Consider the following 20,852-nt stretch of genomic DNA (forward strand, 5'->3'; position numbering starts at 1 on the left):
TGAAGGGATCAACAACACGATCAAGGTCATCAAGCGCAGAGCTTACGGGTACCGCGACGAGGAGTACTTCTTCCTCAAAATCCGCGCCGCGTTCCCCGGAAATCCTCGATGAACCGAAAAAAAGCCCGCGACGTAACACACGTCGCGGGCTTTTCTTTTCAACCACAACGCTGCCGGCGACCCGGCAGCTGCATTGCCATCAAACCGCCACCGCGCTCAACGCATCTTCCGTGAGCCACAGCGACTCCGCCAGATCCTGTTCGTTCAGATTGAGCCCCTCGCCGCCACGATCGACGACGATAAAGTCGCTCACCTCGCCCAACGCGATCAGCGGGTGGTGCCATACGCCCTTCGCGTAGTTGACGCCCTGCCAGCCACTCGTGACGAACGCGCGGATCTTCGCCGCATCGAGTTCGCCCGCTGGCGCGACGACGACCAGATACGGCTTGTCGTTCAGCGGCACGAATGCCTGGCTGCCGAGCGGATGACGCTCGAGCATCTTCACTTCGAACGGCAGCGCGCGCGGCTGGCCACGAAACAGATTGACGAGCGTGCGGCCGTGCTCGTCGGTCACGTCGACTTTCGCGAGGTCGTGATAGCGGATCGACGTGCCGAGGTTGATCGGAATCTGCTTCGCGCCTTCGAGTTCGATCACGTCGCCGAATGCGGCGAACGCCTCTTTCGTCAGCGGTTCGATGGCGAGCGTTTTCATTCGAGCGTCCCCCACAGACGCAGACGCGACACGCCGCCGTCCGGATAGATGTTGAAGCGCACATGCGTGACGGGCCCGAGCGCCGCGATCTCGCTTTCGAAGAAATGCTGCTTGTCCATCTGCAGTTTCTGTTCGCCGAGCAGCACCGGCCAGAACATCGCCTGTGTGACGAGCGAGCTGTCGGTGCCGCCCTTCACGTACGCGGCCTGGATCGAGCAGCGATCCGGATAGTTGCCCTTGAAGTGCGCGGTGTCGACTTCGATCTTGCGGATCACGCCCGGCTGTGCGAGCGCGATGATCGCCCAGTCGTTGCCCGGCTCGCGACGACGGCGCGTTTCCCAGCCGTCGCCCATATTCACGCCGCGACCCGGCATCAGCAGCGTCGAGGCCGCGCCGAAGTGCTGGTTGTTCGCGCCGACCAGATACGCGCCGTTTTCCATCGCCGCGAGATCGAACTGCTGGGTGCGGCTCGCGCCGGCCCAGTCCACCTGCGGCTGACCGTACACGCGCAGACGCGCAATGCCGCCGTCCGGATAGATATTCACGCGCAGATGCGTGTACGCGTTCGCGTCGCCGACTTCGAGGTAATGGTGGCTATTGCCCTGCAATGTGGTGGACGGCACGATCTCGGTCCATGGCGTCGACTGGTTCGGCTCGCCATCGACGACGCGCGCCGCTTCCACCGACGCCGCCGGCGGGAAATTGCCGGTGAAGTGGCTGGTGTCGAGGTCGAGTCCCTTGATCACGCCTGGCCGCGCGAGCTTGACGACGCACCAGTCGTAGCCGGTCGTGCGTTTGCGGCGCGTTTCCCAGCCGTCCATCCACTTGCCGTTGTCGTCGTACTTGCCCGGAATGAAGACGGCCGGTTCCGGATTCAGCATGCGGTCCTTCGGCGCGAAGAATTCGTCGCTAGCCTCGAGCGCCTGCGCGCCCAGACGCGGGTCCGCCAGGTTCACGTAACGGCGCGTGAATTCCGGTGCGTTGGGGTCGAGAATCGGAAGTGCCATCTTTGTCGTCCTTGATATCGATTGGTGCGGAAAAAACGTCTCGGCTCGCTGCGTGACGCGGTGCGCGTCACGCGCCGATCAGGTCGTCGAGCCGCAAACGTGCAATGCGATAGATCTGATCGAGGCTCGCGCGCATTTCGTCGGCGCGGCTGTTGTTCACGCGCGATTCGAAGTTCGCGATGATGCCGTGGCGGTCGTAGCCGCGCACCGCGAGAATGAACGGAAAGCCGAATTTCTCGCGATACGCGCGATTGAGCGCATGCAGTTTGTCGAACTCTTCCTGCGTGCATTGCGCGAGCCCGGCGCCGCTTTGCTCGCGGGTCGATTCGGCGGTCAGCTCGCCACGCACCGCGGCCTTGCCGGCGAGCTCCGGGTGCGCGTTGATCAGCGCGAGCTGCTTGTCCTCGCCCGAGGTTTCGACGATCTGCGACATGCTCTGATGCAGCTCGTCGATGCTCGCGAACGGCCGCTGCCGCGCCGCCATCTCCGCGACCCAAGGCGAGTGCTCGAAGATGCCCGACAGCGTCGCGACGAACGCGTCGGTCGAGAGGCTGTTGAGTTGGTCCAGGGTGTATTGCATCGCCTTCATGCCGCAGCCTCGCGGTCGTCCTGTTGGTAAGGATGAGTTTCGTGCCAGTGCCGCGCGATATCGACGCGCCGCGACACCCATACGCGATCGTGCTGTTCGATGTGGTCGAGAAAGCGCTGCAGCGCGCGGAAACGCCCCGGCCGGCCGAGCAGCCGGCAGTGCATGCCGATCGACAGCATCTTCGGCACTTCGTCGCCCTCTTCGTAAAGCACGTCGAACGCGTCGCGCAGGTAGGTGAAGAAGTGGTCCGCGGTATTGAAGCCTTGCGGCGTCGCGAAGCGCATGTCGTTGGTGTCGAGCGTGTACGGCACGATCAGTTGCGGCACGCTCTTGCCGCCCGCCACCTCGACGTCCATCCAGAACGGCAGGTCGTCGCCGTAGTAGTCGGAGTCGTACAGGAAGCCGCCGTATTCGGCGACCAGCCGATGGGTGTTCGGACTGTCGCGGCCGGTGTACCAGCCGAGCGGCCGCACGCCGGTCACGCGCTCGATCGCCTCCATGCCAAGGCGCATGTGCTCCGCTTCCTTGTCCGGCGACATGTCCTGATAGTGAATCCAGCGATAGCCGTGGCATGCGATCTCATGCCCGAGTTCGACGAAGGCCCGCGCGACTTCCGGATTCCGCTCGATCGCCATGCCGACGCCGAACACCGTCAGCGCGAGGTCACGTCTTTCGAATTCGCGCAGGATGCGCCACACCCCCGCGCGCGAGCCGTATTCGTAGATCGACTCCATGCTCATATGCCGCGCCGGATAGACCGCCGCGCCGACGATCTCCGACAGGAACTGCTCGGATGCGGGATCGCCGTGCAGCACGCAGTTCTCGCCGCCCTCTTCGTAGTTCAGGACGAATTGCACCGCGACGCGCGCTCGCCCCGGCCAGTTCGCGTGCACCGGGTGGCGGCCGTAGCCGATCAGATCGCGTGGGTAGTTCGGGTCGAGTGGCATGGTTTGACGGATGCGTAGTGACGGGACCAGGAATTCGCGTGAAGCTCACGCATGAAGCTCGGGCTCGAAACCGCTCGGCAGCGACGGCGTGATTGGCTTTTGCAAGCGCTCGTCTGGAGGCTTCAGCGGCGGCCGAAGCCGCCGCACCGAGTTGACCCAGTGTAGCGAAAACACCCCGGTGAGCCCATACGGCCGGGCAGATAGTGCGTGTTACAGCGAGTGTATGTGGGTGTCCGTCTGGGTGTCCGTCTGGGTGTCCGTCTGGGTGTCCGCCTGGGTCTGCGCCGAGTCGGCGTTTACCCGCAGCGGGCCGGGGCTGAACGACGCCAGCGCGCCGTCGTAGCGCTTCGTGAGCGGCCGTGCGTAGTCGCCGCGCTTGGCCGTCGCGAGTCGCAGCGCCACCAGCGCCTCGGTCCATTTGACGGCCGCCGTCACGCCTTCGATCACCGGCGCGCCGAGCGCGTCCTCGATCTCCACGCATAGCTCGGCCATGCCCGCGCAACCGAGCACGATCGCGTCCGAGCCGTCCTCGTCGAGCGCACGCCGGCATTCGTCGAGGATGATGCGGCGCGCCGCGGAGCCCGGCTTGTCGAGATCGAGCACGGCGACGTCGGTGGCACGCACGTTGCGGCAGAAGCGCTTCATCCCGTAGCGCTCTGCCAGATGCCAGGCCATGCCGCAGGTGCGCGCGAGCGTCGTCACGACTGAAAAGCCCGGCGCGAGCACGCTCGCCGCATGCATCGCCGCCTCGGCAATGCCGATCACCGGACCGCGCGCCAACTCGCGCGCCGCATAGAGACCCGGGTCGCCGAAGCACGCGATCACGTAGCCGTCGCAGCCATCGCGCTCCCCGGCCGCGACTTCGGCGAGGAGACCCGGCGTGGCGAGCGCCTCGTCGTAATAGCCTTCGATCGACGGCGGGCCCATCGTCGGATTGATGGCGATCACTTCGGTGCCGGGCGCGGCGACCTCGCGGGCGCAGCGCCCCATCGCCTCGGTCATGCGGTGCGTCGTGTTCGGATTGATCAGTTTGATACGCATGGCGACTCCTGTTCGACTCGTTATTGCAGCGGCGAAAACCTGGCGCTCCGTGAAGCTCAGCGTGCGAGCATCCGGTAAAACAACGCGCCGAGTCCCGCGCCGATGAACCACGAGAAATTCGCGAGGCCGTCGAGTCCCGGCACCATCACGCAGATCACCGCGATCACCGCGGCCGGCAGCAACGCGGCCACCGCGCGATAGTTGACGCCGTTGCGATACCAGTACGAGCCGTTCGGCGCGACCGTGTACAGATCGTCGAGCACGATCTTCTGACGCTTGACCAGGTAGAAATCGACGATCAGGACGCCGTACAAAGGTCCGATGAAGCTGCCGAGCACGTCGAGCGTGTAGTGGATCACGGCGGGATTGTTGAACAGGTTCCACGGCGTGATGAACACCGACGCGACCGCAGCGAGCATGCCGCCCGCACGCCAGCTGATCAGACGCGGTGCGACGTTCGAGAAGTCGAAGGCCGGCGACACGAAGTTCGCGACGATGTTGATGCCGATCGTCGCGATCGTGAAGGTCAGCGCGCCGAGAATCACGGCCATCGGATAGTCGATGCGGCCCACCGTCTCGACCGGGTCCGTGATCAGCTCGCCGAACACCGGCAGCGTGGCCGCGGTCGTGATCACCGTCACCAGCGAGAACGCGAGGAAGTTGACCGGCAGGCCCCAGAAGTTGCCGCGCTTGACGCTGCGAAAGGTCTTGCCGTAGCGAGAGAAGTCGCCGAAATTCAGCATCGGTCCGGAGAAGTACGACACCACCAGCGAGATCGCCGTGATCATCACCGGCACCACTTCCATGCCGTGATATTTGACGCCGCCGAGGTTGATGCCGATGTTGCGCCAGCCCGCGCGATACACCATGTAGCCGGCGAGAATGAACATCACGACGTAGACGGCCGGCCCGGCGAAGTCGATGAACTTCTTGATGGTCTCCATGCCGTGCCAGAACACCAGCGCCTGCAGCACCCACAGCAGCATGAAGCCGGCCCAGCCGAGCGTCGACAGACCGAGCAGGCCATGCCGATGCACGTCGGCATAGGGCAGCAGTTGCGGCACGAACTTCAGCACGACGATCACGAGCGCGCTCGACGCGAGATAGGTCTGGATGCCATACCACGCGACCGCGATCAGGCCGCGGATCACCGCGGGAACGTTCGCGCCGAGCACGCCGAAGGTCGCCCGGCACGCGACCGGGTACGGCACGCCGTTCAGCTGGCTCGGCTTCGCGATCAGGTTGCACAGCACGTTCACGAGCGTGATGCCGACGAGCAACGCGACCAGCACCTGCCAGCTCGTCAGGCCGAGCGCGAAGAGACTCCCCGCGAATACGTAGCCACCCACGCTATGCACGTCCGACATCCAGAACGCGAAGATGTTGTACGCGGTCCAGTTCTGCGCGCGCAGCGGCGCGAGGTCCGCGTTGTAGAGTCGCTCGCTGTAGCCAGCCGGCATCGACGGATCGGTTTGGGCCGTGCCTTCCGGATAGTTGGAGATGGGGTGACTGCCTGGCGCTGCACTGAACTGAGCCATGATTCCTCCTTTGGATAGGGACCGTCGAAAGCGCATCGACGGACATTGCATCGGCCATGCCAGTTGCTCGCTTCTTGCCCTGTGTGGGTCGCAGAAGTCGGCGTCGTGGTCCCGGACCGTGCCGCGCGTGTCTCCGTACTGACGTACTTGTGGTTGTCGCATCGCCAGCCGCCGCGGATTTCCGGCGATGCGTCGCTACCCTGAGGTCCGTCGTCTTGCGACGGACGTGCGTGCTCAGGCCGGCGGCGCTCACGCGAGGCCGCCCTGCCGTGCATCTATCGGTTCAGTTCAATTCAGTGCGGCGCGCACCGGCAACGGGCGCTCGCCTGCTACTTGCCTCAGCCTGGGGTGGAGTCGGCTTCGGCTCTTTACGTGGATGTTTCTTTCGGCGCGAGCGCGCCGAATACCTCGTGCAGATCCGCTGCACCGCGCGCGGGGCGCTCCAGCATCTTCAACTCGACGCTTTGCAGATGGCGCGACATCAGCGCGGCCGCCTGCTTCGCATCGCCGGCGTCGAGCGCGGCGAGAATCGCTTCGTGGTCCTCGAACGAGCACGGGCTGCGTCCGAGCGATTCGTACAGCGCGGAAATCAGCGTGGAACGCGCGACCAGCCCGTTCAGGCAATCGCACAGCACCGAGTTGCCGGTCAGGTTCGCAAGCTCCGTATGAAACTCGCCCGACAAACGGATCCATGCCGGAAAATCGCGCGTTTCAAATGCCTTGCGCTCCCGGCCGATCATGCCGCCGATGTTCTTCAGACGCCGCATGCCGTGTCCGCTACAGATCTTTTCGACGACGGCCAGCTCGATGATGCGGCGCATTTCGAACACCTCGTGCACCTCCTGCAACGACGGACTCGCGACGAACGCGCCACGGTTAGGCTCGAGATCGACGAGCCGCTCACCCGCCAGCTGCGAAAGCGCCTGGCGGATCGGGCCGCGCTTCACACCAAATACTTCGCATAGCTGAGCTTCGGTGAGCTTCGCGCCGGGTGCCAGCCGATGCTCGAGGATCGCGGCGCGGATGCGCTCGGCGATTGCTTCGGGCTTCGAACTGCCCGCGACTGATTCGGTGTCGGACATGATTGGCGTCTCGGTATGTTGGTCATCATAGGACGGACACAAATATTGTCAACAATTTTTGCGTCGATTTTCGACAGTTATCGTGCTGCGTTGCGTCAGAGACAGTCTGTAAGTCAAGCGGCGCGGCTGTCTGGCGGGAATCTTACCGCGTTATGGCGCGGCCAAGCCGATTGTTGTCGGCTCGGTTTTTGTCAACAAAAACTGAAAATATTGGCGAAGGGTGTGGGAGGTGGCGAGCTGAATAATGCTGACGGTTAGTTGCATTAATGACGCAAAAAAGCGGGCTATCCGCCCGCCTCTCCTCACCCACGCGGGCTTCAGCCAAGGCTCGGATAGCCCGACGCCGTCAGCCTGAAGCCATGCGCATCGGCGACCAGATGCGCATTAGCGCCGACCGGCAGCGTCACCATGTTGTGGACATGCCCGAACTGCAGCCCCGTCACGACCGGAATGCCGATCAGCGAACGCACTTGCTCGACCATCGCCTGCAGGTCGTAGCCGTTGTCGTAGTCGTAGGGCTTGCCGCCCGTGAAGTCACCGAGCACGAGCGCTTGCTGCTGCGCGAGGATGCCGGCCAGATGCAGCTGATAGATCATCCGCTCGATGCGGAACGGCTGCTCGTTGACGTCTTCGACGAACAGGATGCCGCCCTGCACCGGCGGCATGTACGGCGTGCCGACCAGCGACGCCACCACCGCCAGATTGCCGCCCCACAGCGTGCCCGTCACGTCGACGTTCTGCGCTTGCGGCGTGTTGCTCGCGATCGTGAGGGTCGGCTGCGTCAATGCCGACCAGAAATGCCGCATCGTGAATTCGCTGAGCTCCTCGGCGCCGAAATCGCTCATCAGCATCGGGCCGCCGAAGGTCTTCACGCCGGCACGCGCGAGCAGCGCCAGTTGGATCGCGGTGAAGTCGCTGTGACCGACGAGCGCGATCGGCTGATCGGTGAGCCGCCGCTGCAGCCCTTCGTAGTCGAGACCGTGCAGGATGCGCACCGCGCCGTAGCCGCCGCGCACGGCCAGCACGACATCGGGTAATTCGCGCGATGGATCGGCGAGCCGGTTCAGATCGGCCGCGCGCTCGCCGTCGGTGCCGGCGAAGCGCTGGTAGCGGCGCTTCGCGGCCTCCTCGCCGTCGACCCGATGCCCCTGCGCCCGCAGCCGATGCAACGCGCGATGCAGCACCTCCGGATCATGCGGATAGCCGGATGGCGCAATCAGTTCGATGGTGCGATGAGCGGTCATGGCGAGACCCGTTGGACGTTGTTGTTTTAGAGCGGCGTGCTTGGAGGCGGTTCGCTGCTGGGGGGTGCGGCGGAGTCCGTGGCGGTGCCAACGGAGCCTTCAGCCACTCCAGTCGCTTCACCACGTGCCGCCGCGCGCGCTGCGCGGCTCGCGCGACGACGCTCGGCAAAAAACGACTTGAGCGCGGCACCGCATTCGGCTTCGAGGACACCTCCGCTGACCGTCGTGTGATGGTTCAGCTGAGGATTCGCGAACGCATCGACTACGCTGCCGCACGCGCCCGTTTTCGGATCGCGCGCACCGAACACGACACGCGCGATGCGCGCGTGCATGATCGCGCCGGCGCACATCAGGCAAGGCTCGAGCGTCACATAGAGTTCGCAACCCGGCAGACGATAGTTTTCGAGCGACTGCGCAGCCGCGCGCAGTGCAACCATTTCGGCGTGCGCGGACGGATCGTGCGCGCCGATCGGATGATTGAAGCCTGTGGCGATGACTTCGTCGCCGCGCACCAGCACCGCGCCGACCGGTACTTCGCCGGTTGCGCGCGCTTCTTCGGCGGCGGCCTGAGCGAGCGCCATGAAGCGCAAGTCGCGTTCGGAGACGATGGGCGCTTCGGAATTGCCGGGAGGGATGGCGGGACCGGCCACAGGTTGCACAGGCGCCAGCGCGGACACTGCGCCGATGCTAGCGTCGACGGATTTCTCGCCGTCCTCGGTTTGCGCCGAAGAGCCGATCGAGGCAGCACACGCGAGCGGCTCGTTCACTGTGAACCTGCTTCGGCCACATCGACATTGCCCACGCGTTCCGACAGACGTTCGGCGATTCGGCGGCAATATTCGCGCGGCAGGACCATCGGGCCGCCGCGCAGCGATTCGAGCGCCATATCGAGCGCGAGCATGCGGGCCTGGAGCCGGCAACGGGTCGCCTGATCGCTCACGGCATTCAGCTCCGTTTGCAGGTCGCGCAGCGCGCGAAGCTGCTCGACGGCGGGCGGCACGAAGCCCGCGTTTTTCAGAATCCGGTTGGCGACGCGCACCTCTTCCGGCACCAACGCATCGTCATCGAGGGCCAGCGGCGCGCCCGCACCCGGCAAGTCGTCGAACTCTCCGCGCGCGGCGGCGGCGGCAATACGCTGTTCGACAAGCGCATCAAGCAATTTCATCTGCAATCCACTACGTTGCGGCCCGAGCATTCTATCAGGGAGCGCACGGGCGTTCAGTGCTCCGTCGATGGCATAAAAGCGCCGATTTCCCGGCTATTCGGCCTTTGACGGTGCTTCAGCGTCGACTTAGAGTAAGTCATCGAGCCGTACGATGCGCGCAGCGCTTGACTGGCGCGGCACGCCAGGATTGGCCTCCCGTCGAAGTCGATGCCGCGATGTCATTCAAACCGATCAGCGGTCCCAGTACTTTCCCCGTCGTGCATCCGCGCCCTATCGGCGCGATGCAGGCGGTGCGAGGGAGCCCGCACGCGTCCCGGCGCATCGGCGTGGGTACCGCGCTGGCGGCGATTGCCGCGGCCTTGCTGCTTTCCGGCTGCGGCGTCTTTTGCGCCGGCGCCGCGGCAAGCGGTGGCGCCTATGCCGGGGGCTGCGGGACAAGCGTGCGGTTCTAACGGTTGCCAGGCGATACACCCGCGCATTCGACACCGCGGTGGCCAACGCGCCCTCGCCCCTCCCTCAGCTTTGCCCCACCAACGGCCAGCGCGCGAGAACGATATGTTTGGTTCGCCCCAGCAGGCTGTGCATCAGCGCAAACTCGCGCACGTTCCAGCATGCCGGCTCGGCCGGACGGCGCTCGATCCACGGCATGCCGTACGCCAGCGTCACGTGCGGCGTAAAGCGTGTATCGGGCTCGATGCCGTCGTCCCGCAAGCTCGCTTCGAGCGCATCGTGAAGCGCCTGCAGTCCGCGCACACCGTGCTCGCCGACCAGCACCGCCGGCCCGAGCCGCGGCCTTTTCGCGAAGCTGGCGATCGCGTCGAATTCGACCGTAAACGGTGCCATGCTGACCGCGGCGGCCGCCCGTTTCGCCGCCTCCGCCACATCCTCCGGCAAGCCGCCCGCGAAATTGCCGAGATGCCTCAGCGTCACGTGCAAACGGTTCGCCGTGAGCGCTTTGCCCCGCACGCCGGTGCGCCCGCGTACGTCCGCGCAAAGCTGCTGCGCGAACTTCGCCATGCCGACTGCGGCATTGGCATCCGGATAAACGGCGAAAAAGAGCCCGTCGGTGGGCGGCGGCGGCGCCTCTAGCCTGGGCAACCACAGTTGTTCAGGCATCGCGCCTCGTTCCCCTCGCTGAATTTTTCCACCGATTCGCACACCGCCGCACAAGCGGCTCATTGCAGCCATGTTACTGTATATTCATACAGTATGACAGGCCATGCGCAATGACAACGCGCTACAGGCCGGCCGGCTTGCCGATACGCTTGTACCAAAGCTCGATGAAGGACTCAGCGGCCGGCGACAACGAATGCTCGGCGCGCCGGTAGGCATCGAGATCGGCGTCGTGCTCCGCATACGCGAGTTGCAACGCGCGTGCACCCTCCTCGCAATCGAAGTCGTCGTAGCGATACCCGCAAGCGCCGATCAGATGCGAGTTGTGGATCAGCGGATAGCCGCCATACAGCGCCTCGTAGTACACATAGTTCTGCGCGTTTTCCCACTGATGGCTGACGATCACATCGAAGTCGCCGGCCACCACCTGGCGAAACGGAAAACGCCCTTCGAACGACGCGAGCCCGTGATGCACGATATCGAGGCTGCGCGCGAAGCCGTTGAAGCTCACGTGCTTCTTCAGATGAAACCTGTTGTACGCGAACACGTGCTCGAGCATGTTGGGGTTATCGCGGTGCGCGGCCTCGCAGACCAGCAGCGGCACGTAGCTCGCCTTCACCATGCAGATGTACGGTTCGAAGATGCCCGCGCGCCAGCGCCTGCGTCCGGGCCGGTAACCGACGTTCCGATGTTGCGGCAGCTTCGTCGCCTCGCGCTCCAATACCATCGGGCTCCATAGATGGGGCATCAGGCGCACCGGGCAGCGGAACAGGCTCGCGAAATACGGCGCACAGCTCGCTTCATATTCGGGCAGCGTCCAGATCTCGTGATAGGGAGCGGCGGCAATCAGAAGTCCATCGAGTTGCGCCGCGTGGTGATCGACCGCACGCTGCAGTTGCGCCGCGCCCTGGCGAATCTCGAAGGGGGTAGCAGTCGCCCGCGTCCTTCAACCACGCGGAGTTGTGGATCAGCGGATAGTCGCCGCACAACGCGTCGGGGAAGCTGTAGTTCTGCTCGTTGCGCCACCGATGTGCAACGACGATATGGTGACGCCCATGAAACACCGCCTTGTGCTCGCGTACGAGATTCAGCGAGTTCGCGAAGTGCAGCATGGTCGCGTGGTCGGCGCCCATTTTCCTCGATGATGTTTGCGCCAATGTCATCAAATGTGAACAGAGGGCCGAACCGCCTTTCGAGCGGATTGTGCTGGCTGGCCGTCGACGAGTGTCAGCAGGATTACTGAGCATCCCGCCGGGTTTGGCAACTTCGACCCGAGGCGAAGTTCGTCGAATCAAGGCTGCGCCGTGTGAAGTCAGTTCCCAACCTGCGCGCGTACGCAAACCCTTCTTTCATTATCTGAACACTCACCTTACGCATCCAGTCGACTCATCGCTCGTAGCTACGTGTGCCTTGGGTTAACCGTCATTGCGGACAGGCGCGATTCGTTGCATGGTACGCGCAGCACGACACCGAATTCGATCGTCAATCCGACTCATGGGATTCAAAGCATTGCAATCGGCACAGCAACATTCTGTCGAGCAGACTGTCGATGCCATCGCCCTCGCCTGCCGACGTCATCTCCGGATCTGAATAACCCATGAACAACGTCCAAACTCTGCGGGCTTCGCCGTCCCCGCATCGCGCGACTGGTACGGCCGCACTCGCACTCTCCGCGCTCGGCATCGTATTTGGCGACCTCGGGACGAGCCCGCTGTATGCATTGCAAGCCGCTTTCGGCGGCTCGCTCGGCGTCGCGCCGACGCACGCGAACGTGATCGGCATCGTCTCGCTGTTCCTGTGGTCGCTGCTGCTGATGGTCAGCGGCAAGTACGTGCTGGTGCTGATGCAGGCCGACAACCGCGGCGAAGGCGGACTGCTTGCGCTGCTCGCGTTGCTGGTCGGCGAGCGCACCGGCCGCGTGACTCGCGCGGGCGCGTTGCGCTGGGTGTTCATGGCGATGTTCGGCACCGCGATGTTGTATGGCGACGGCGTCATCACGCCTGCGATCTCGGTGCTGAGCGCGATCGAAGGGATCGAAGTGGCGACGCCCGCCTTCGCGCATTACACGGTGCCGATCACCGTGGTGATCCTGGTGGCGCTATTCGCGGTGCAGCCGCTGGGCTCCGGACGCGTGGGCGTCGCATTCGGTCCGATTCTGACGGTCTGGTTCGTCGTCATCTTCGGCTTGGGGCTGGCGTCGCTCGTGCAAACACCTGCCATCCTCGCTGCGTTCAACCCGCTTACCGGTATCGAGTTCTTCGCGCATAACGGCTTCAAGGGCTTCGTAGCACTGGGCGCCGTCGTGTTGTGCCTGACCGGCGGCGAAGCGCTGTACGCCGACATGGGCCACTTCGGCGCGCGGCCGATCCGTCTCGCGTGGTATGGACTCGCGTTGCCCGCGCTGACCGTCAGCTATCTGGGTCAGGGCGCATTGCTGCTGCGCGATGCGAGTGCCGCGTCGCGGCCGTTCTATACGACAGTGCCGTCCTGGGGCCTGTATCCGATGGTAGTGCTTGCCACGCTGGCGACCATCGTCGCGTCGCAGGCGCTGATTTCCGCTGTGTTCTCATTGACGCGCCAGGCGGCGCAGCTAGGCTTGTCGCCGCGCGTGACGGTCAAGCACACGTCGTCGAGCGCCGAGGGGCAGATCTATCTGCCGGGTCTGAACTGGGTGCTGATGATCGCGACCATCGCGGTGGTGCTTGGCTTCCGCAGCTCGGATAGTCTCGCGGCCGCTTTCGGTATCGCCGTATCGACGACGATGTTGATCACGACCATGCTGTTCGCCGCATTCGCGCGCGTGCGCTGGAACTGGCCGATCTGGCGTGTCGCGCTCGTGGCCGGGCTTTTCATGGTGGTGGACGTGGCCTTCGTCGCGGCGAACGCGATGAAGTTTGCCGAAGGCGGCTGGCTGCCGCTCACCATCGGTACGTTTAACCTTCCTGATCTCGACGTCGTGGCTGATCGGGCTGCGAGCGCTGAAACGCGCCCGCGCGGATACGCAGTTGCCGCTGGACGCATTCGTCGCAAGCATCGCCTCGGCTGCGCCGTACCGCGTGCATGGCACGGGCGTATTTCTGATGGCCGCCGGCGACTCGGTGCCGACCACCCTGCTCCATCACCTGAAGCACAATCAGGTGCTGCATCAACAGGTCGTGCTGCTGACCTTGCTGACCGAGGAGATTCCGCGCGTCGACGAAAGCGACCGCTTCAAGGTGCAGCGCCTCGATCAGGGCTTCGTGCGGATCGTCGGTCGTTACGGTTACCTAGAAATGCTGGACGTACCGCAGCTTCTCGAACAGGCGCTGCGTCACGCGGGATGCACGGCTTATGACCCGATGTCGACCACGTTCTACCTCGGGCGGGAATCGCTGACGGTGCAGACGAAGCGGCGTCCGGGACGCTATTTGCTGCTGAGCCTGTTCTCGCTGCTGCGCAAAAACGAATTGAATGCGACCGCTCACCTGGGGTTGCCGCCGAATCGCGTCGTCGAGATGGGGGCGCGGCTCGATCTGGTCTGACATGCCGGCATCAATCGCAGCGCCGTTCAAAGCCTGCGAATCCGGCGGCCCAAAACAAAAAAGCCCGCGAAAAACGCGGGCTTTGATGTGTTGTGTTATCAGGTCGTGCCGGTACGGTCGAGACGCCCGATCACTCCCACTCGATTGTCGCAGGCGGCTTGCCCGAGATGTCATAGACGACCCGGTTGATCCCGCGCACTTCATTGATGATTCGGTTCGACACATGGCCGAAGCCTTGCCTGGCTTGGGTTCACGCGGTTCCAGTTCGTGTCTGTCCAGGCTCTGTCCAAGGGGTCAGAGCAATGAGCATTCGTCTACGCGGTAGCAAATTTCAGGTTCGACTCACCGTCAACGGCCACACAGCCAGCCAAAGCTTCGGGACCGAAGCCGAAGCCCGACGCTGGGAAGCACAGCAGAGAATCATTTTGGAGCATTATGGCGACCGCAACGTTGAGCGCAGCAAGTCGACTTCACCGTCTGCCCAGTGCACGCTGGCAGATGCCATCGACCGCTATTGCACCGAGGTCCTTCCCGCCAAACGAGGACAAAAAGCGGAGCAGTATCTGCTTCGATTCTGGAAAAGCTCGCCGCTTGGAAGCTGTCAGGTGAACAAGATCTCAAGGCATGATCTCGTCACGGAACGGGATAAGCTGGTTCGTTCCTCCCTGAAGCCCGCCAGTGCACGCCGATACATCGACTGCCTTTCAGCGGTGTTGACGGTGTGCCAACGAGACTGGCTGATGCTCGACACCAATCCGATCAGCGGGATTCGCAAACCGCCGAACAGCAAGGCAAGAGAAAGGCGCGTCAGTCGTCTTGAGTTTGATCATGTTTTTCATGCCGCCCGCTTTGCTCCCGACCTGCAGACGATCATGCAGCTGGCAGTCGAAACCGGAATGCGCCGTTCCGAGATCCTGGGCCTGGAATGGCAATTCATCGACATTAGCAAGCGTGTGGTCTGGCTTCCGGTCACCAAGAATGGAGACACTCGTACAGTCCCACTATCGCTTAAGGCGACTCAAACAATTGATGCGCTGCCCCGCCGGACGGATGGAAAGCTCTTCAAAAAAAACGGTACGAGTTTGTCAGGTGCATTTCAGCGCGCAGTGCGACGCGCCCGTCATGCATACGAAGCTGAAGCGCGAGAAAGGGGCATCTCCGCAAGGGAACTTGAGCGTGATCCGTTCTTGCAGAATCTTCGGTTCCACGACCTGCGACATGAACGCATCAGCTCGCTGGTTGAAAGTGGATTCAACTTGATCGAGGTCGCAAGCATCTCTGGCCATCGCACGATGCAATGCCTGAAGCGCTACAGCCATCTGCAAACAGGGCTTCTGATCGAGAAGCTGGATCGGATTTCGCAATCAGCGACAGCAACACCTCCTTCGGTCGGCACAGGTTTGAACAGGTCGCTTGAACTGCCACCAGGACATGATAGCCCGAAATAAAATACGCAAAACCTTATGAATCGATGCGTGTGGCGCCATCTTCCGCAAGCGGCGGCAGCCTCAACCTTTTCTGGATGTCGCTGCTACGGACCGGTGGCCAGACACAAGCCTCCCCGATCAACACCGTCGGCGGTTCCTGAATTACAGACACTTGTGCGCCTGTAAGATCGTGGATCCGGTCGGCAAAGGGTTGCGGAACATGGTGTTCGTCGATCCATTGTTCGACATCCGCGGGGAATGCACCCAGCAGCTTCGCAGATTTTGCGGTGCCACCCAGCCGTTCAATGTAGAACAGGACGTCATTGTGCAGTGCCTTGAAGCGGGGTCTCCCGGTTACCGGGCTGATCTCGATACGATGCTCGAGCACATTTCTGAGCGTGGCGATATCCATCAACGTGTCCCCCGCAGCACCTGAACCTCCATTCCCGCCGCTTTGGCGACGATGCGAGCCTTGTCTATGTTTGGAATGCGGCCATTCTTGAGCCAAGCATGAATCGTCGCATTACTCGCACCAACAAGGTTACTGGTCCTGGTCGGGCCGCCGATCCGGTCTACAGCGGTACGAACATAATTTTCAGAATTGAACATTTCTCCCCCATTTGGTTGTCAACGTCAAGACAATTTCTTGACTTGTTCTTATCTAAATTTATTTTAATTTGTTATCGGCTGGCGGGTGAATTCTCGTAAACTTGACCTGCTTGCCGGTCATGATAACTTGGGGAAGGTTGGCTTGACCGGGGCTTGTGACGGAGTGACGAATGCGTGACGGAGTCAACTGCCTGAAAAGCCCCGCCAGCCGTGGGTTGTGACAATGTGACGTTTGTGACGAACAAAAATATATATCTCTGCGTCAATCATGTCGTGACTGAGATGGACTTGTCTGTCGGACTTGGAACCGGCAGGCTAAACGCAGTTCTTCGTCATCCCACCGTCCCATTCATGCTGGCGAATCTGGACCGTGAAGTGACCGGTTCCGACCAGACGATTTACGATCCAACATGCGGCTCTGGATCGCTAATTATCAAAGCCCACGACGAAGCCAAGGGCACCGCTGGCGTTGATCTGACCATCTACGGCCAGGAAATGGACAACGCCACGTCCGCACTTGCCAAGATGAACATGATCCTTCATGACTGCCCGACGGCAGAAATCTGGAGGGACAACTCCCTGTCAAGTCCTCACTTCGTGCAGCGAAACGGCTTTCTCAAGACCTTCGACTTCGTCGTCGCCAACCCTCCATTCTCGACCAAGGCGTGGAGCAACGGGTTGGACCCGACCAACGATCTGTATCACCGCTTCGATTACGGCACTCCCCCAGAAAAGAACGGCGATTACGCCTTCCTGCTTCATATTCTGACCTCGCTCAAAAGCACGGGTAAGGGAGCCGTGATTCTGCCGCACGGAGTTCTGTTCCGGGGCGGTGCGGAAGGTGTTATCCGGAAGCGAATCGTGCAACAGGGCTACATCAAGGGCATCATCGGTCTCCCGGCCAACCTGTTCTACGGCACGGGCATTCCGGCGTGCGTCATCGTTCTCGACAAGGAACACGCTGCAGCCCGCAAGGGCATCTTCATGATCGACGCCAGCAAGGGCTACGCGAAGGACGGCAACAAGAATCGCCTGCGAGCGCAGGACATTCACAAGATCGTTGACGCATTCAACAAGCAGACCGAAATACCGAAGTTCTCGCGGCTTGTGCCCGTTTCGGAAATCGCTGACAACGACTTCAACCTCAATATCCCGAGGTATATCGACAGTTCAACGGCAAAGATAAATAGATCACTCGACGTTGCAAAGTGCAGCCGATACGTGCACATGTGACGCACGTGTCGAGCCGACGGTCCCACTGTAACGGCGGAAGTCCTTGGCGTTGGCGAATGATGACGTTGTGACGATTGTGACGTTGGTTTGAAGACCGTTCGCTAATGCTACAAGTGCGAATCGCTTCCGGTCTTCGAACTTGAAAGCGTGCCAATGCGTGTCCTTCCCGTCACAACAGTCACATTGTTACAACCCAATCTCTGCGGGCCTTCCACGGCAGCCATCGCTGCGACGGCCTGTCACGACCGTCACGTTTCCTCCTGTTTGCATCGCCTCAATTTTCGGGTGCTGTGTTCGGCCGCCCTGCTGGATCGAACCCAACAATGCGCTCGCTGATCCAGTACGAACGGATCGAGTTCGCCCCTCGAAGTCCCGGCACCCTCGCAGATTGACCTGTATCACGCAGCAACAGTCCATGCTTCCGGAGCACTTCAAGCACGAACTTCCAGTTCAGCCCACTACAAACACGATTTCGAAACGGCTCGGGAAAGACATGAAATATACGTCCCCCATCCGTCGATTCGCTGAAATACCCGGCCCTATTTATGACGGTGCGATTGTTATCCACCGACTCTCCGCACAGCCCCGACTCAATGCGCTGGAAACTGGACTGCCCGTGCTGCTCAAAAAATAGCTGTACCTGCCGCAGCGCTTGCGCCTCCTCTCCCGATCCTACCCCACCTCGTTCGTCGATCCACGCATCGAAGCATCGCTGCATCATTGTCGTCGCATCGCCCGCCCCCCAGCCTCCAACGCCTGCATCCACAGCCGCCTCGCCTGCGAGTGCCAGCAGCGCAAAACGGCGTGCCGCTCGAGTCACCTGACCGTCTGCGCTCTCGCGGGTAAACCGGGCTTCGAGTTCAGCCATGCGCCCCCTCATCATTTCGCCGAATGCTTCCTGCCCTTGCTCGACCATCTGCTCGGTCAAGTATGTCAGCCACGCATCACCAGCGACGCCGTACGTATTCGACGTTGACGCCCGCAGGTGGTCGGCCAATGCTTTACTAGTGTCAGCCCCATGCAAAGTATCAAACATACCGTAACCACAGCCGGCGTCAGCCGGAACATTTAGGAGCCGGACCTCCATCCCTGCCCGAGCAGTCTTTCCTGCCGACTCCAAATGATCCTGGAGGGGAATTTCGCCCGTCGAAACGAATACGAGCCGCCACTTAAACATCGGCGCGACGACACCATGGCGGGTCATACGCGTCTTTCCCTTGCCGTTGCCCAGCATGTACACCGCGTCACCGGCTTCCTGCGGCGTGGCTTGGTTCATTTCGTCGATCAGCAGAACGCCATCATTCAGCCCCGCAGCAACGGACTCCAACCCGTTCGAGGTGGAGCGCCACGAACGAATGAAGTCGTCCGGGCGCCCCCAGACCGATGCGGCTACCCGCAATGCCGTTGTCTTGCCGACACTACTCGGTCCAACTAGGTGCAGCCCCCCGCTTTCCCCATCAATAAAGCGCAACAACGGGCCCGCCAACGCAGCACACACCGCAAGCATAAGGCGAGAATTTCCCGCGCAACGCATGCCAATCTGTTCATTCCATGCTTCGAGCGTACCTTGTTGACCGAACGCAGCACACGCCGGAGCGTCCGGATCACGAGCCATCGATTCAGCGCCCAGACCGAAAATACGATCAGCCCGCACATAGTTCATGCCAAACCAGCCCACGCAGCGAACGAGTTCATGCGCTTCGCGGGTCTGTGCATGAGCCAGGTAGTCGTGGAATTCGACCCAGTTGTAGACAAGCACTCCGAGATCGCTGAACGTCTCCCGAAAAACCTTAGCGTCAGACAGCGTCGCACGCCGCATTACGATCGTTTGCTGTTCGCCGTCAGGCTTATGCAAGCGGAGTTCTAGGCTCCAGCCCGTGCTTTGACGATCACGAAGCTGTCGCAGTATCTCGACGCGGGAAGACACTTTCAAAGGCACCAGTTCGCCCTTCTGAGACTTCCATACTGTTACGCCTCCATCGTCCACGGTATAGCTCTTGCCCGATGCCCACGTCACCGAGTCGCCGTTCTCCACCGTTACGATCTGCCTGATCTGCCCATCGTTCCCCAATGGGACCGGTACATCGATCAATGACCTTTTCACCCAATCTCGAACGACATCCCCAGCAAAGCCAAGTTGTGCAATGTCGGCGACGTCCCACCCTTTTAGCTCATCGGCCTTCTCGTCATACGCCCACCCCTGAGCCTCGCACAGGATGCGCATGATCCCTTCTGCATCGACGACCTTGATCGGGGTCGACGGGCCAGACGCACGAATCAGTTCGATCACCTGGTCCTGATATTTCAGACCAGCCTCGTCGTTATCCGGCCAGATCACAACCGGATGCCCTGCGAGCGGAGACCAATCGGTCTTAGCCGCGGCCTTCGCACCGCTCGCAGAGGTCACAACGACCATAGCCCACAGTCCCCGCAAAGCGAGTGCAGCCTTTTCACCCTCGACGACGAAGACCGGTGCGCCTTGATCGCCCTCGACGGACGCAGGCCAAGCGGCATGCCACCAGTCCAGCGCAGCGAGCCGTCATCCCCGCTTGTGACCCGCAACGTGCGGAAGGATTTCGTTCCATCCGCCAAGCGCAAACGCAACTGGACAAAGCACAGGCAGTTGTTAGCATCAACGTAGTCGTAGCGACCCTCAAGGATCGAACCACGAGCGACAAAGCGGCGAACGTCAAGCTCCGGGCTCCCCTCGGGAATTGGAGACATTACTTCGTTCCGAACGACCTGACGCACAACCGGCTGACGACGCACGGGAATGTTATCTGTGTTCGACGGCATTTCGATCTGCCGCTTTTCGAGTTCGTCCAGCAAACGCCTGGCAGCCACCGCCATGCCGCAGTCCCAGACGTAAGCAGCGAGGGCAATCAGATCACCGCCTTTGATTTCGTCGTCGCAGGCGAAATCAGCAAAGCGACCCGTCTCCGTGTTGATCGAGAACGACCCACGCTCACGGTCGTCACGACGCGGGTTGTATGCAACGAATTCTTTGCCACGACGCTCGCCATCGAGACGGAGAATGTCTTCGACAACAACGTCGAAGTGCTCAAGCGCTACAGCGGCGATCTGCTCAAAGGGAGGCGAGGTAACGGCGCTGGCGAGGGCCTGAAGGTCCTTCAGCGTAGCGATCTCAAGGTGCTCGCTGCGCGAAGTGCTGTCAATTATGGCGACATCACTCATGCTGCCCCCCAGTCGTAGGGCTGCAAGGAATGCTGCACGACATCGGACAGCACACCGGAGGGGTTGCGCCAAACATCCTGCCATCAGGCGTGTAATTTTGAAGAACTTGCGATTTCATAACTTTGTTAACTTGTGCACCGGAACATACCGGCATGTAACAAAGTTTCTGCTAGTTCAGACCGCTCTACGAGGAGGAAGATAGGGCAGATTTTTTTGCAGTCGAAACAAATTCAGGCCGAAAAAATTCCTCGCTATCGCTGCTCTTCTGAGGTGGCGCAAGCGCCGCTTACGATTGCTGGGATACTCAGTCCAAAATACGCCTCGAACGTCGGACCGATCTGACCCGTGCTGGGATTGGCCGAGCTGCCTTGGCGTTGACCTGTCGATCGGGCTCCGGCGTTCCCCGAGCGTTGCCGGGCCCAGCGTTTG

At 61.8% G+C, this 20,852-nt stretch carries 20 protein-coding genes and 5 pseudogenes; 7 read left to right on the forward strand and 18 right to left on the reverse strand.

Features of this window, described 5'->3' with window-relative positions; genetic code table 11:
• Positions 1-112, forward strand: a 112-nt coding sequence (locus AB3X89_RS36660) for a transposase (protein WP_175813658.1), incomplete at its 5' end; no start/stop codon positions are given.
• 87 nt (positions 113-199) lie between these two features.
• On the opposite strand, the gene AB3X89_RS36665 is transcribed toward AB3X89_RS36660, so the two are convergent.
• The 10 genes from AB3X89_RS36665 to AB3X89_RS36710 form a co-directional block, all read right to left on the reverse strand.
• On the reverse strand, positions 200-712 hold the full coding sequence (locus AB3X89_RS36665) for an ureidoglycolate lyase (RefSeq protein ID WP_368587585.1): 513 nt from the start codon (positions 710-712) through the stop codon (positions 200-202).
• Positions 709-1,719 carry an allantoicase gene (alc, locus tag AB3X89_RS36670; protein WP_368587586.1) on the reverse strand — a complete coding sequence of 337 codons (1,011 nt, stop codon included), beginning with the start codon at positions 1,717-1,719 and terminating at the stop codon, positions 709-711. Before alc ends, AB3X89_RS36665 begins: the two co-directional genes overlap by 4 nt.
• 67 nt (positions 1,720-1,786) lie before the next feature.
• The gene (uraD, locus tag AB3X89_RS36675; protein ID WP_368587587.1) at positions 1,787-2,308 is read right to left on the reverse strand and encodes a 2-oxo-4-hydroxy-4-carboxy-5-ureidoimidazoline decarboxylase; all 522 of its coding nucleotides are present in this window, start codon (positions 2,306-2,308) and stop codon (positions 1,787-1,789) included.
• Positions 2,305-3,255, reverse strand: coding sequence for an allantoinase PuuE (gene puuE, locus AB3X89_RS36680; RefSeq protein ID WP_368587588.1), 951 nt, complete (start codon positions 3,253-3,255; stop codon positions 2,305-2,307). Before puuE ends, uraD begins: the two co-directional genes overlap by 4 nt.
• Positions 3,256-3,465: 210 nt before the next feature.
• On the reverse strand, positions 3,466-4,296 hold the full coding sequence (locus tag AB3X89_RS36685; RefSeq protein ID WP_368587589.1) for an aspartate/glutamate racemase family protein: 831 nt from the start codon (positions 4,294-4,296) through the stop codon (positions 3,466-3,468).
• A 56-nt stretch (positions 4,297-4,352) separates the two neighbouring features.
• Positions 4,353-5,834, reverse strand: a complete 1,482-nt coding sequence (locus AB3X89_RS36690) for an NCS1 family nucleobase:cation symporter-1 (protein WP_368587590.1) — start codon at positions 5,832-5,834, stop codon at positions 4,353-4,355.
• A gap of 368 nt (positions 5,835-6,202) precedes the next feature.
• Positions 6,203-6,916 (reverse strand): GntR family transcriptional regulator, encoded by a 714-nt coding sequence (locus tag AB3X89_RS36695; protein WP_368587591.1) that lies wholly within the window; start codon positions 6,914-6,916, stop codon positions 6,203-6,205.
• Between the two features lie 317 nt (positions 6,917-7,233).
• Entirely contained in the window at positions 7,234-8,160 is a 927-nt protein-coding gene (gene ldcA, locus AB3X89_RS36700; RefSeq protein WP_368587592.1) for a muramoyltetrapeptide carboxypeptidase, read from the reverse strand.
• A gap of 26 nt (positions 8,161-8,186) precedes the next feature.
• Positions 8,187-8,927 (reverse strand): tRNA adenosine(34) deaminase TadA, encoded by a 741-nt coding sequence (tadA, locus tag AB3X89_RS36705; RefSeq protein ID WP_368587593.1) that lies wholly within the window; start codon positions 8,925-8,927, stop codon positions 8,187-8,189.
• A complete protein-coding gene (locus AB3X89_RS36710; protein WP_368587594.1) occupies positions 8,924-9,325 on the reverse strand; it encodes a DnaJ family domain-containing protein in 402 nt (133 codons plus the stop codon). Before AB3X89_RS36710 ends, tadA begins: the two co-directional genes overlap by 4 nt.
• A gap of 215 nt (positions 9,326-9,540) precedes the next feature.
• Between AB3X89_RS36710 and AB3X89_RS36715 the strand changes: the two genes are divergently transcribed.
• Positions 9,541-9,777, forward strand: coding sequence for a hypothetical protein (locus AB3X89_RS36715; RefSeq protein ID WP_368587595.1), 237 nt, complete (start codon positions 9,541-9,543; stop codon positions 9,775-9,777).
• Positions 9,778-9,841: 64 nt separating this feature from the next.
• On the opposite strand, the gene AB3X89_RS36720 is transcribed toward AB3X89_RS36715, so the two are convergent.
• The 3 genes and pseudogenes from AB3X89_RS36720 to AB3X89_RS36730 all read right to left on the reverse strand — a co-directional run.
• Positions 9,842-10,441 (reverse strand): 2'-5' RNA ligase family protein, encoded by a 600-nt coding sequence (locus tag AB3X89_RS36720; RefSeq protein ID WP_368587596.1) that lies wholly within the window; start codon positions 10,439-10,441, stop codon positions 9,842-9,844.
• 121 nt (positions 10,442-10,562) lie between these two features.
• The gene (locus AB3X89_RS36725) at positions 10,563-11,354 is read right to left on the reverse strand and encodes a DUF2827 family protein (protein ID WP_368587602.1); all 792 of its coding nucleotides are present in this window, start codon (positions 11,352-11,354) and stop codon (positions 10,563-10,565) included.
• Positions 11,355-11,394: 40 nt separating this feature from the next.
• Positions 11,395-11,562: pseudogene (locus AB3X89_RS36730) on the reverse strand (DUF2827 family protein); the annotation flags it as partial.
• 473 nt (positions 11,563-12,035) lie between these two features.
• Between AB3X89_RS36730 and AB3X89_RS36735 the strand changes: the two are divergent.
• From AB3X89_RS36735 to AB3X89_RS36745, 3 genes and pseudogenes are all read left to right on the forward strand, one after another.
• Positions 12,036-13,313 (forward strand): annotated as a pseudogene (locus tag AB3X89_RS36735) (KUP/HAK/KT family potassium transporter); the annotation flags it as partial.
• A 19-nt stretch (positions 13,314-13,332) separates the two neighbouring features.
• Positions 13,333-13,650: pseudogene (locus tag AB3X89_RS36740) on the forward strand (KUP/HAK/KT family potassium transporter); the annotation flags it as partial.
• Positions 13,651-13,776: 126 nt separating this feature from the next.
• Positions 13,777-13,959 carry a hypothetical protein gene (locus AB3X89_RS36745; protein WP_368587603.1) on the forward strand — a complete coding sequence of 61 codons (183 nt, stop codon included), beginning with the start codon at positions 13,777-13,779 and terminating at the stop codon, positions 13,957-13,959.
• Between the two features lie 130 nt (positions 13,960-14,089).
• On the opposite strand, the pseudogene AB3X89_RS36750 reads toward AB3X89_RS36745, so the two are convergent.
• Positions 14,090-14,188: pseudogene (locus AB3X89_RS36750) on the reverse strand (hypothetical protein); the annotation flags it as partial.
• Positions 14,189-14,261: 73 nt separating this feature from the next.
• Here AB3X89_RS36750 and AB3X89_RS36755 point away from each other — a divergent pair.
• Positions 14,262-15,407 (forward strand): tyrosine-type recombinase/integrase, encoded by a 1,146-nt coding sequence (locus AB3X89_RS36755; protein ID WP_368587597.1) that lies wholly within the window; start codon positions 14,262-14,264, stop codon positions 15,405-15,407.
• 13 nt (positions 15,408-15,420) lie between these two features.
• Here the strand turns inward: AB3X89_RS36755 and AB3X89_RS36760 are convergent, their stop codons facing one another.
• Entirely contained in the window at positions 15,421-15,798 is a 378-nt protein-coding gene (locus AB3X89_RS36760; protein ID WP_368587598.1) for a hypothetical protein, read from the reverse strand.
• Complete coding sequence (locus AB3X89_RS36765) at positions 15,798-15,995, reverse strand: hypothetical protein (protein WP_368587599.1); 198 nt, start codon at positions 15,993-15,995, stop codon at positions 15,798-15,800. Before AB3X89_RS36765 ends, AB3X89_RS36760 begins: the two co-directional genes overlap by 1 nt.
• A gap of 384 nt (positions 15,996-16,379) precedes the next feature.
• Between AB3X89_RS36765 and AB3X89_RS36770 the strand changes: the two are divergent.
• Positions 16,380-17,168 (forward strand): annotated as a pseudogene (locus AB3X89_RS36770) (N-6 DNA methylase); the annotation flags it as partial.
• 334 nt (positions 17,169-17,502) lie between these two features.
• On the opposite strand, the gene AB3X89_RS36775 reads toward AB3X89_RS36770, so the two are convergent.
• Together AB3X89_RS36775 and AB3X89_RS36780 are read right to left on the reverse strand one after the other, a co-directional pair.
• Positions 17,503-19,644, reverse strand: a complete 2,142-nt coding sequence (locus AB3X89_RS36775) for a DUF927 domain-containing protein (RefSeq protein WP_368587600.1) — start codon at positions 19,642-19,644, stop codon at positions 17,503-17,505.
• Positions 19,632-20,423 carry a hypothetical protein gene (locus AB3X89_RS36780; RefSeq protein WP_368587601.1) on the reverse strand — a complete coding sequence of 264 codons (792 nt, stop codon included), beginning with the start codon at positions 20,421-20,423 and terminating at the stop codon, positions 19,632-19,634. The genes AB3X89_RS36775 and AB3X89_RS36780 overlap by 13 nt, the downstream gene beginning before the upstream one ends.
• Positions 20,424-20,852 lie beyond the last annotated feature (429 nt).

Origin of the sequence: Paraburkholderia sp. BR14320 (genome assembly GCF_040948665.1) — a bacterium.
Lineage (GTDB): Bacteria > Pseudomonadota > Gammaproteobacteria > Burkholderiales > Burkholderiaceae > Paraburkholderia > Paraburkholderia youngii.

Coding starts and splice junctions, on each gene's coding strand:
- AB3X89_RS36665 (WP_368587585.1), bottom strand. CDS start 712: ATGAAAACGCTCGCCATCGAACCGCTGACGAAAGAGGCGTTCGCCGCA.
- alc (WP_368587586.1), bottom strand. CDS start 1,719: ATGGCACTTCCGATTCTCGACCCCAACGCACCGGAATTCACGCGCCGT.
- uraD (WP_368587587.1), bottom strand. CDS start 2,308: ATGAAGGCGATGCAATACACCCTGGACCAACTCAACAGCCTCTCGACC.
- puuE (WP_368587588.1), bottom strand. CDS start 3,255: ATGCCACTCGACCCGAACTACCCACGCGATCTGATCGGCTACGGCCGC.
- AB3X89_RS36685 (WP_368587589.1), bottom strand. CDS start 4,296: ATGCGTATCAAACTGATCAATCCGAACACGACGCACCGCATGACCGAG.
- AB3X89_RS36690 (WP_368587590.1), bottom strand. CDS start 5,834: ATGGCTCAGTTCAGTGCAGCGCCAGGCAGTCACCCCATCTCCAACTAT.
- AB3X89_RS36695 (WP_368587591.1), bottom strand. CDS start 6,916: ATGTCCGACACCGAATCAGTCGCGGGCAGTTCGAAGCCCGAAGCAATC.
- ldcA (WP_368587592.1), bottom strand. CDS start 8,160: ATGACCGCTCATCGCACCATCGAACTGATTGCGCCATCCGGCTATCCG.
- AB3X89_RS36710 (WP_368587594.1), bottom strand. CDS start 9,325: ATGAAATTGCTTGATGCGCTTGTCGAACAGCGTATTGCCGCCGCCGCC.
- AB3X89_RS36715 (WP_368587595.1), top strand. CDS start 9,541: ATGTCATTCAAACCGATCAGCGGTCCCAGTACTTTCCCCGTCGTGCAT.
- AB3X89_RS36720 (WP_368587596.1), bottom strand. CDS start 10,441: ATGCCTGAACAACTGTGGTTGCCCAGGCTAGAGGCGCCGCCGCCGCCC.
- AB3X89_RS36745 (WP_368587603.1), top strand. CDS start 13,777: ATGTCGACCACGTTCTACCTCGGGCGGGAATCGCTGACGGTGCAGACG.
- AB3X89_RS36755 (WP_368587597.1), top strand. CDS start 14,262: ATGAGCATTCGTCTACGCGGTAGCAAATTTCAGGTTCGACTCACCGTC.
- AB3X89_RS36760 (WP_368587598.1), bottom strand. CDS start 15,798: ATGGATATCGCCACGCTCAGAAATGTGCTCGAGCATCGTATCGAGATC.
- AB3X89_RS36765 (WP_368587599.1), bottom strand. CDS start 15,995: ATGTTCAATTCTGAAAATTATGTTCGTACCGCTGTAGACCGGATCGGC.
- AB3X89_RS36775 (WP_368587600.1), bottom strand. CDS start 19,644: ATGGTCGTTGTGACCTCTGCGAGCGGTGCGAAGGCCGCGGCTAAGACC.
- AB3X89_RS36780 (WP_368587601.1), bottom strand. CDS start 20,423: ATGAGTGATGTCGCCATAATTGACAGCACTTCGCGCAGCGAGCACCTT.